General features: G+C 72.8%; 7 protein-coding genes and 1 pseudogene. 2 read left to right on the top strand and 6 right to left on the bottom strand.

Annotated features, from left to right (window positions below):
* From BMZ82_RS34100 to BMZ82_RS34090, 3 genes and pseudogenes are all read right to left on the bottom strand, one after another.
* Window positions 1-277, bottom strand: a pseudogene (locus BMZ82_RS34100) (chitosanase); the annotation flags it as partial.
* A 159-nt stretch (window positions 278-436) separates the two neighbouring features.
* On the bottom strand, window positions 437-796 hold the full coding sequence (locus BMZ82_RS34095; RefSeq protein WP_093781275.1) for a hypothetical protein: 360 nt from the start codon (window positions 794-796) through the stop codon (window positions 437-439).
* A gap of 61 nt (window positions 797-857) precedes the next feature.
* Window positions 858-1,130 (bottom strand): hypothetical protein, encoded by a 273-nt coding sequence (locus BMZ82_RS34090; RefSeq protein ID WP_093781279.1) that lies wholly within the window; start codon window positions 1,128-1,130, stop codon window positions 858-860.
* 174 nt (window positions 1,131-1,304) lie between these two features.
* Between BMZ82_RS34090 and BMZ82_RS34085 the strand changes: the two genes are divergently transcribed.
* Window positions 1,305-2,009, top strand: a complete 705-nt coding sequence (locus tag BMZ82_RS34085; protein WP_256252262.1) for a hypothetical protein — start codon at window positions 1,305-1,307, stop codon at window positions 2,007-2,009.
* A 160-nt stretch (window positions 2,010-2,169) separates the two neighbouring features.
* On the opposite strand, the gene BMZ82_RS34080 is transcribed toward BMZ82_RS34085, so the two are convergent.
* Window positions 2,170-4,440, bottom strand: coding sequence for a M4 family metallopeptidase (locus BMZ82_RS34080; protein ID WP_093781273.1), 2,271 nt, complete (start codon window positions 4,438-4,440; stop codon window positions 2,170-2,172).
* 462 nt (window positions 4,441-4,902) lie between these two features.
* Between BMZ82_RS34080 and BMZ82_RS34075 the strand changes: the two genes are divergently transcribed.
* Window positions 4,903-5,370 (top strand): hypothetical protein, encoded by a 468-nt coding sequence (locus BMZ82_RS34075; protein WP_093781272.1) that lies wholly within the window; start codon window positions 4,903-4,905, stop codon window positions 5,368-5,370.
* 40 nt (window positions 5,371-5,410) lie between these two features.
* Here the strand turns inward: BMZ82_RS34075 and BMZ82_RS34070 are convergent, their stop codons facing one another.
* Both BMZ82_RS34070 and BMZ82_RS34065 read right to left on the bottom strand, forming a co-directional pair.
* Window positions 5,411-5,863 carry a flavodoxin family protein gene (locus BMZ82_RS34070; RefSeq protein WP_093781271.1) on the bottom strand — a complete coding sequence of 151 codons (453 nt, stop codon included), beginning with the start codon at window positions 5,861-5,863 and terminating at the stop codon, window positions 5,411-5,413.
* A gap of 51 nt (window positions 5,864-5,914) precedes the next feature.
* Window positions 5,915-7,846 (bottom strand): DUF2264 domain-containing protein, encoded by a 1,932-nt coding sequence (locus BMZ82_RS34065; RefSeq protein ID WP_093781270.1) that lies wholly within the window; start codon window positions 7,844-7,846, stop codon window positions 5,915-5,917.
* Window positions 7,847-7,858 lie beyond the last annotated feature (12 nt).

The following is a 7,858-nucleotide window of genomic DNA, read 5'->3' as shown; positions in this document are numbered from 1 at the left end:
CGATGTCCTCGATGTACTGGTACTGCGCCTTCCAGTCGAGCGAGGAGTTCTCCGCGCTCGACACCAGTTTCATGGCGATCTCCTTCTTCGCCGGGTCGTCGAGGCCTGTGGACGTCATGAGCCCAGTCTCCGCGATCGCCGGGTGGGCGTCGAGCAGCGGGGCGGCCGTCAGGACGCCGGTGACGGCGAGGAAGAAGCGACGGGAGACGGGGGTGGAGACGGGGGTGGAGACGGGGGTGAGGGTGGGGCCGTCGAACGGCCCGGGTATGTGCACCACAGTGGCTCCTGATGAGGAGTGGGGGTGGGGTGACTCCACACTGCAACTGACAGGAATGTTTCCTATCAGTGTCAGGTGACAGAAGTAACCCATCGAAGCCATGTTCGTGTGATGTTCGTGCGATCGAACCAACTGACCCGCCGTCACGGCGGGCCGGGACTAGAGCAGTTGGAGCAGTTCGAGTGGCTGGAGGAGTTGGAACACGAGGGAGATCAGGAACCCGGTGAGTCCGATGTGGAAGACGACCATGCAGATCCACTGCGACACGGGCATGCGCCAGGACGTCGCACTGAGGATCTCCCACTCGCTCACCGCGAACGCGGCCAGCACCAGGGCGAGCACCTCCCACAGCGCGTTCCACCAGCCCGACGGGGTCGCCCCCACCATGCCGTCCATCGCGGCCGGGATGCGGGTCGCGCGGCCCAGCAGGAAGAGCCCGATGAGCATTTTGTGCCAGCCGTGACGGACCGCCGGCGCGGTGGTCGCCGGCCGGGTGACGGGTGACGATCCTGTGAACATTCGCACATTTGATCACCCGTCCGCGACGGAAGACACCGTTCCGCCTACGACCCCGCCGAGGTCAGGGCGTGCCCGGGGTGTCCCCCCGCCAGTCGAGCCTGCTGGCATCGGGGCCGCGCCGCCCGTACAGGGCCCGGCCGCCGGGGCCGTAGCGGCCGATCTCCGTGGTCAGCGCGACCTCGCGCAGCTCGTGGTCGGACCGGTCCGTGACGTCGAGCAGCAGCCCGTCCAGCGGGCCGCCCACCAGGTGTGCGTACACGCGGTCGGGGCGGGGGCCGGCGTCTTCGTGGTCGGCGCCGTAGACCCGGCCCCGCAAGAACTCAACCTCGTCCATGACCAGCAGCTTGTCACCCACCACTGACAACGGCCCGGCGCCGACGCACTGCCGCCTCCGTGGGCGTTCTTCGGCCAAGACCGTGGCGGAAACGCGGTGTCCGGGGGCAGGTCCCAACCCGGCGGGTATCCACCCCTTACACGTCGTTGTGCGAGGGCTGGGGGGCCGACCCTGATGGCACGTGGGCGGGAGCGGGGGCCGGCCGGTGAGTCGGTGCGTGCCCGGCGTCGGCGGACCGTGCGGGAGTTGCGGGCGGCGGGGCGCTACGGGCCGCGGTTGCGCGAGGTGCTGCCGGTCCTCATGGCGCTGCTCGCCGCCGCGTGCGCCGCGGTCGCGGGACTCGTGCTGGTCACGCGCGCGTTCGGCGGTCCGGCCTGCGCGCTGCTCCTGGTGCCGCTCGCGGTGGTCGCCGTCGTCGTACGGCGGCGGTCGCGGCGGCCGGCCCGGCGGCGCGGTGGGTACTACACCGCCGAGGAACTGGCCGAGTTGGACATGCCCGCGCTGATGGTCGCCGTGGCCCGGATGCTCCGGCGGGACGGCTGGCGGGTGCTGCCGCCCCCGCGCCACGACACCCTTCATCTCGCCGCCCGTGACGGCCGGGGGCTGCTGCTGGACGTGGCCTTCCGGCCGGTGGCCGAGCCGCTGCCGGACGAGGAGTCGGCCTGTTCCTGCCGGGCCCGGACGCGGGCGCGGGGCCGGACCGGTCCCCCGCTGCGGCTGGTCGTGCACCGGGGCACGTTCACGCACCGCGACGAGGTGTGGGCCTCGCGCGAGGGCCGCACGTATCTGATCGACGGCCCCCGGCTTCGCCTGTGGGCGTGCGGCACGCCGTTGGCGCAACTCGCGGGCGGAGTCGTCCCCGCGCCCCGGCGCACGTGAGACCCGCCGCCGGCCTCAGCGGGCCCGGTCCACCGTCCGCAGATACGCGCGGAGGCGGGCGATGGCCGCCGGGTTGCGGGGCTCTCGACCAGGTCCAGAGCGTGACACACCGCCGCCCGGGTCTCGAAGGGCCCGGGCGGCGGTGTGGGGCGGGATCCGGTCAGGGAGTGAGCTGCCAGCGCTGGATGTAGCCCACGTCGATCGACGCGTGGTCCTGGACGCGCAGTTTCCAGGTGCCGTTGACGGGCTGGGCGGAGGCGTTGACCGTGAACGTCTGGTCGACGTTGTCGGCGGAGCCGCCGCTCAGGTTGAGCAGGGAGTAGACGGTGCCGTTGGGGCCGACGAGGTCGACGGTCAGGTCACCGCGGTAGGTGTGCACGATGTTGACGTACACCGAGGTGGTGGCGGAGGCGTTGCCGTCGCGGCCCGCGATGGTGACCGGGGACTCCACGGCCGCGCCGTTGTCCGGTATGTCGACGCGGGTGGTGCTGGCGTAGATGTACGCGATCCGCCAGGTGAAGGTGTCCGTGACGGACGCGCCGGTGCTGTCGGTGACCTTGACGGTGACGTCGCCGCTGCCGATGGTGGTCGGCGTGCCGGTGATCAGGCCGCTCGGGCTCATGCTCAGTCCGGCGGGCAGCCCGGTCGCCTCGTAGGTCAGGCCGGCCCCGGAGTTGGTGGTGTAGGCGTCCACCTGGAGGTTGACGGCCTGGCCGACGCCGCTGATCTGGTCGGCGATCGGGGCGACGTTGACGCCGAGGGCGATGCGGCTGCCGACGTTGATGCCGGCCCACGCGTTGGCGACGGCGAGGTAGGTGGGGCTGTAGGCGCCGAACAGGTCGCCGGCGGCCTGGAGGGTGGCGGTGCGGGCGCCCGCGTAGTCGGTCGTCGACGTCATGTACGTCGTCAGCGCCCGGTACCAGATGGCGGCGGCGTTGTCGATGCCGATGCCGGTGACGGCCTGGCCGTCGTAGGTCGGGCTGTCGTAGGCGACGCCGTTGACGGTCTTCGCGCCGCTGCCCTCGGACAGCAGGTAGAAGAAGTGGTTCGCCGGGCCCGAGGAGTAGTGGACGTCGACGCTGCCGAGGGTGGAGCTCCAGTTGTCGCGGGAGTCGCCGTCCTTGGAGGGCTTGTCCATGTAGCGCAGCGGGGTGCCGTCGCCGTTGATGTCGATCTTCTCGCCGACGAGGTAGTCGCCGGGGTCGTTGGCGAGGTTCGAGTGGAACTCGACGGCGGCGGCGAAGATGTCGGAGGTCGCCTCGTTGAGGCCGCCGGACTCGCCCGAGTAGTTCAGGTCGGCGGTGGCGGCGGTGACGCCGTGGCTCATCTCATGGGCGGCCACGTCGAGGGCGGTCAGCGGGTGGGTGTTGCCCGAGCCGTCGCCGTAGGTCATGCAGAAGCAACTGTCGTCCCAGAAGGCGTTGACGTAGCTGCTGCCGTAGTGGGCGCGGCTGTAGGCGGCGACGCCGTCGTTGCGGATGCCGTTGCGGCCGTACACGTCCTTGTAGTAGTCCCACGTGGCGGCGGCGCCGAAGGCCACGTCGACACCGGCGGTCTGGCGGTTGGCGGCGGTGCCGTCACCCCAGACATCGTTGTCGTCCGTGAAGAGGGTGCCGGTGCCCGAGGTGCCCTGGTTCAGGTCGTACGTCTTGTGTCCGGCCCGGTCGCCGTCGGTGAGCTGGTACGTCGATCCCGACCGGGTGGTGCCGAGGGAGACGGGGCCGCTGTACTGGCCGGTGCCGGTGCCGGTCTCCACCTGCTCGGCGGCGAGGAGCTGCTTGCCGGTGGTCGCGTCGGTGACGACCTGGAGCCTGCTGGGCGTGCCGTCCCGCTGGACGCCCTCGACGACGGTCTCCCAGGCCAGCACGGGCTTTCCGCTGCCGGCCCAGACGACCAGCCGGGGCGCGCTGCCGGTCTCGGAGCCCTTGACCGCGGCGTTCTTCGAGGCGGTGAGGGCCTTGCCGGTGGCGGCGGACGCGGAGAGCTTCGGGGTGAGCGACGGCACCGTGAGGGTCGCCGCGCTGGCCTTCGTCACGGTGGTGCGGCCGCTCTTGACGTGCACGACCAGGTCGCCGCCGAGGACGGGCAGCCCGGCGTAGGTGCGCTCGTAGCGGGTGTGGACGGTGCCGTCGGCGTCCTTGACGACGTCCTTCACGACGAGCTTCTCCTGCGCGCCGAGGGCGAGCCGCTGGGCCGTGGTGGCGGCCGTGGTCTGCGCGCTCTTGATCAGCGCGGCGCGGCCGGCGGGCGACAGGGCCGCCGTAGCCGCTCCGGCGCGAGGCGTGGCGGTGATCTTGGACGGGGCCGGGTCGGCGGGGGCCGCGCCGGCGAGGCCCGCGGGGGCACCCAGTGCCAGCAGGGTCCCGACGGTGGTCAACGCGAGGGCGGTGGAGCGTCTGCGCCGGAGGGTGGGACGGTGTCGACGGGGCAACGGGTTCTCCTTGTGTGCACGGTCGGCCCGGGATGGCGGCCGAGGTGGGGGCGGACCGGCGTGGTCGGGGCCGGTCCGGGGCGCTGCACGGCAGGCGGGTGGCAGGAGGTGGGGTGGGTGAGGGGTGCCCCGCATGATGCGGGTGTGAAGGAACGGTGAACTTCGGCAGCAGACTGGCACCGCGTGCACAGCTTTGTCATGGGAATGCCAAGACATCGGCTTGAAATGACCATGCCCAACTGGGGATTCGGACCGATTCGGACGGCCGGTCGCACGTTTTCGGCCGCTTGCGTAAGCCATCTCTGATGCGTGCGGGCGCCGCCTCTCACGCAGGCGTGTGCCGCCGCTGCCGGGGGCATGGTGTGTCCGAGTGGTCCCGTTCGGCTCGTCGTCGTAGCGTCGGAGGGAACCTCAGCGGGGCGCGGCATCGGCGGGTCCCGGTTCGGGCGGGCGGGAGCGGACATGCGACACACGACGCGAACTGCGGTGATGCTCTGTGCGGCGCTGGGCCTCACGGCGACCCTCGGCTCGGCCTCGGCCGCGCCGGCCGCCGCGCCGCCCACAGCGCGCGAGGCCGCGGTGCGGCGGGCCACGGCGCCCGTCCTGGTCGACTGCTTCTGGCACGCCCAGGTGCGGCCCGGCGACTTCGTCCTGGCGTGCGGCGACGGCAACAGCCGTCTAGTCTCGCTGCACTGGGACAGTTGGGGCGCGGACTCGGCGCACGCCACGGGGGGCAACGCCGTCAACGACTGTGACCCGTACTGCGCGGTGGGCACCTTCCACCGGTACGCCGTCGTCGTGAAGCTGGACCGGCCGCGGCCCTGGAAGAAGAACCCGCGGATGCAGCACTACAGCCGGATCACCCTGACCTACCCCGGGGACCGGCCCCGGCAGTTCGCGCGGGTCGTGTCGTACCCGCTGTGGAACTGAACCGACCCGGTCAGATCAGGGCAGGTCAGATCAGGTCCGGTCAGTCCATCAGGCCGGCCGCGAGCGTCGCGCCCAGTTCCCAGCAGGCCGCCAGGTCCGCCTTGCCCGGTTCCCCCTTGACGGTGACCGGCTCGGCGGCGCGTCGCCAGCCGAGGCCCGTGGTGATGGCCTCGATGCCGCGTACCGCGCCGGTGACGTCGTTGCCGCCGTGCACGTAGTAGCCGAAGGGCCGGCCGCGGGTGGTGTCGAGGCAGGGGTAGTAGACCAGGTCGAAGAAGTGCTTGAGCGCGCCCGACATGTAACCGAGGTTGGCCGGGGTGCCCAGCAGGCAGGCGTCGGCGGCCAGGACGTCGGAGGCGGTCGCGGCGAGGGCCGCCCGCCGCTCGACGCGGACGCCCTCGATCTCGGGTGCCGTCGCGCCCGAGACGACCGCTTCGAAGAGCGCCTGGCAGTTGGGCGAGGGGGTGTGATGGACGATCAGCAAGGTGGCCACGGCACCAGACCCTGCCCGCTCCCCCGGGCCGACCGCAAGCGCCGCCGCCGGTCACGCCGGACCGGGCGGCGGGGTGACGGTCTCGGTCGTGCCGTCCGGGAAGCGGAGCTCCAGGCGGCCGTCCGTGACCGGGACCGCGCGGGCTCCCGTCCGGGTGTCCGCCGCGATGAGGGGGTCGGCGGTGAGGATCACCAGCGTTGCCACGAGCAGGGTTCCGCCCGGGTGCGGTGTTGTGAGGAGGGGGACGGCGGAGTGGTCGCCGTAGGCGTTGTGGCCGCGGGCCCGGGCGACTTCGGCGGTGGCGTCGTCCCAGCCGAGCAGGCCGACGAGGGCCGAGGTCAGGCCGTCGGCGCGGCGGGCCTGCGCCCAGGCTCCGCCCGTCCGCGCGGTGGGCGGGGCGTCGTCGCCGGCCACCGCCCAGCCGCCCTCGCGGACGGGGGTGCCGGCCGGGGACTCGACGCGGTGCACCCGGATCTCCCAGGGGCCGTGCACCACGCTCACCGTGGTGATGCGCGCGCCGTCGTCGCCGTCCGGGCCGAGCGGCGTGTGCCAGGACGCCGCGCGTCGGCCGTCCGTGTACAGCGGGTGGATACGGCCGCGGCGGGACGGGCCGGTGGGGGTCAGGAGGGCGATGCGGTTGTCGGGTGCGGTCCCGGGCGGTTCGCCGGGGGGCGGGGTCTCGGGGGCGGTCGCGGAGGAGTAGGCGAAGGCCGTGTAGTGCGGGCTGTCGTCGGACGGGGCGGGCGGCGGCGGGAGCCGGTCGGAGCCGTGGTTGACCAGGCGGACGATCCCGTCGGCGGCCGTGGAGTGCAGCAGCCAGCCGGGCGCGGGCAGGGTCAGGTGCCGGTCGGCGGTGTCGACGGGGCTCGCCTCCTCCGATGCCGTCCACACGGGGTGGTCGGCGGGCAGAAGCAGACCGAGGAAGGCCTTGCTCGCCCAGTACGGGGAGGCCGGTCCCGAGTACGGCTGGGTGACGGGAAGGTGGGTCCGGTACCAGCCGAGGCTCAACAATCCTTGCTCGTCCGGCACTTGGCGGTCGGTGAAGTGTTTGAGGGCACCCGAGGCGAGGCGGCGGGTGCGGCCGGGTGACAGCGGGGTGGCGTCGGCGAGGACGCCCGCCCACAGCGGGGCCGCGGTGGCGTAGCGGTAGGTGAGGGAGCGGCCCTGGTGGACGGGGGCGCCGTCGGATCCGAAGAAGTACTGGTGGACGCACAGGAATTCGCGCAGCCGGGCGCGGTGGACGGCGACCCGGGCCGGGTCCGCGCGGGGCCCGGCGACGCGGGCCCACAGGGCGGGGTAGAGGTGCAGGGCCCAGGCGTTGTAGTAGTCGAACTTCCGGCCGTCGCCGTCGGTGTACCAGCCGCCGCCCCGGTACCAGTCGTCGAGGCGGTCCAGTCCCGCGTCGATCTCGGCGCGCTCATGCGGAGCGCCGACAGAGGCGAGGAACTCCTCGACGACGACCTGGAACAGCCGCCAGTTGGAGTCGTTGACGGTGGCGCCGACGAAGCCGCCAAGCCAGTCGACCGTCAACTCCCGTGTTCGGTCGCTGAGTTGTTCCCAGATCCAGGAGCGGGTCTCGTGCAGGGCGAGGGCGAGCGAGGCCGCCTCGACCATGGGCTGGGAGCGGTCCGTGAGGGGCGGCCAGTGCTCCGGATGGCGGGGGTCGACTCCGGCGGCGAGCCCGGCGGCGTAGCGCTCGATCAGCGCGGGGCCGACGGTTCCGGCGGAGCCCGCGATGCGGAAGGCGGCCAGCAGGAACGAACGGGCGTATCCCTCCAGCCCGTCCGACCAGGCCCCGGAGTGACCGGTGCGGCCGGGCAGCCGGTACTGGGCGAGACCCGGGGTGGCGTACGGCTGGAGTGCGGCGAGCAGCCGGTCGGCGGCGGCTTCCCAGTGGGCCCGGGTGTAGCCGGTCCGGGGGGACAAGTCGTGGTCGGGGGGCGGGAGTTGGCCGGCGGCGGCCGACGGGTGCGGCGCGGTCATACGGGGGCGGTA

Source organism: Streptomyces sp. yr375 (assembly GCF_900110755.1).
Taxonomy (GTDB): Bacteria; Actinomycetota; Actinomycetes; order Streptomycetales; family Streptomycetaceae; genus Streptomyces.
This window is presented reverse-complemented; position numbering and strand designations above follow the sequence as displayed.

Excerpts from the sequence above, each read along its gene's own strand:
- BMZ82_RS34075 (WP_093781272.1), top strand. The coding sequence starts at position 4,903 with ATGCGACACACGACGCGAACTGCGGTGATGCTCTGTGCGGCGCTGGGC.
- BMZ82_RS34095 (WP_093781275.1), bottom strand. The coding sequence starts at position 796 with ATGTTCACAGGATCGTCACCCGTCACCCGGCCGGCGACCACCGCGCCG.
- BMZ82_RS34065 (WP_093781270.1), bottom strand. The coding sequence starts at position 7,846 with ATGACCGCGCCGCACCCGTCGGCCGCCGCCGGCCAACTCCCGCCCCCC.
- BMZ82_RS34085 (WP_256252262.1), top strand. The coding sequence starts at position 1,305 with ATGGCACGTGGGCGGGAGCGGGGGCCGGCCGGTGAGTCGGTGCGTGCC.
- BMZ82_RS34090 (WP_093781279.1), bottom strand. The coding sequence starts at position 1,130 with ATGGACGAGGTTGAGTTCTTGCGGGGCCGGGTCTACGGCGCCGACCAC.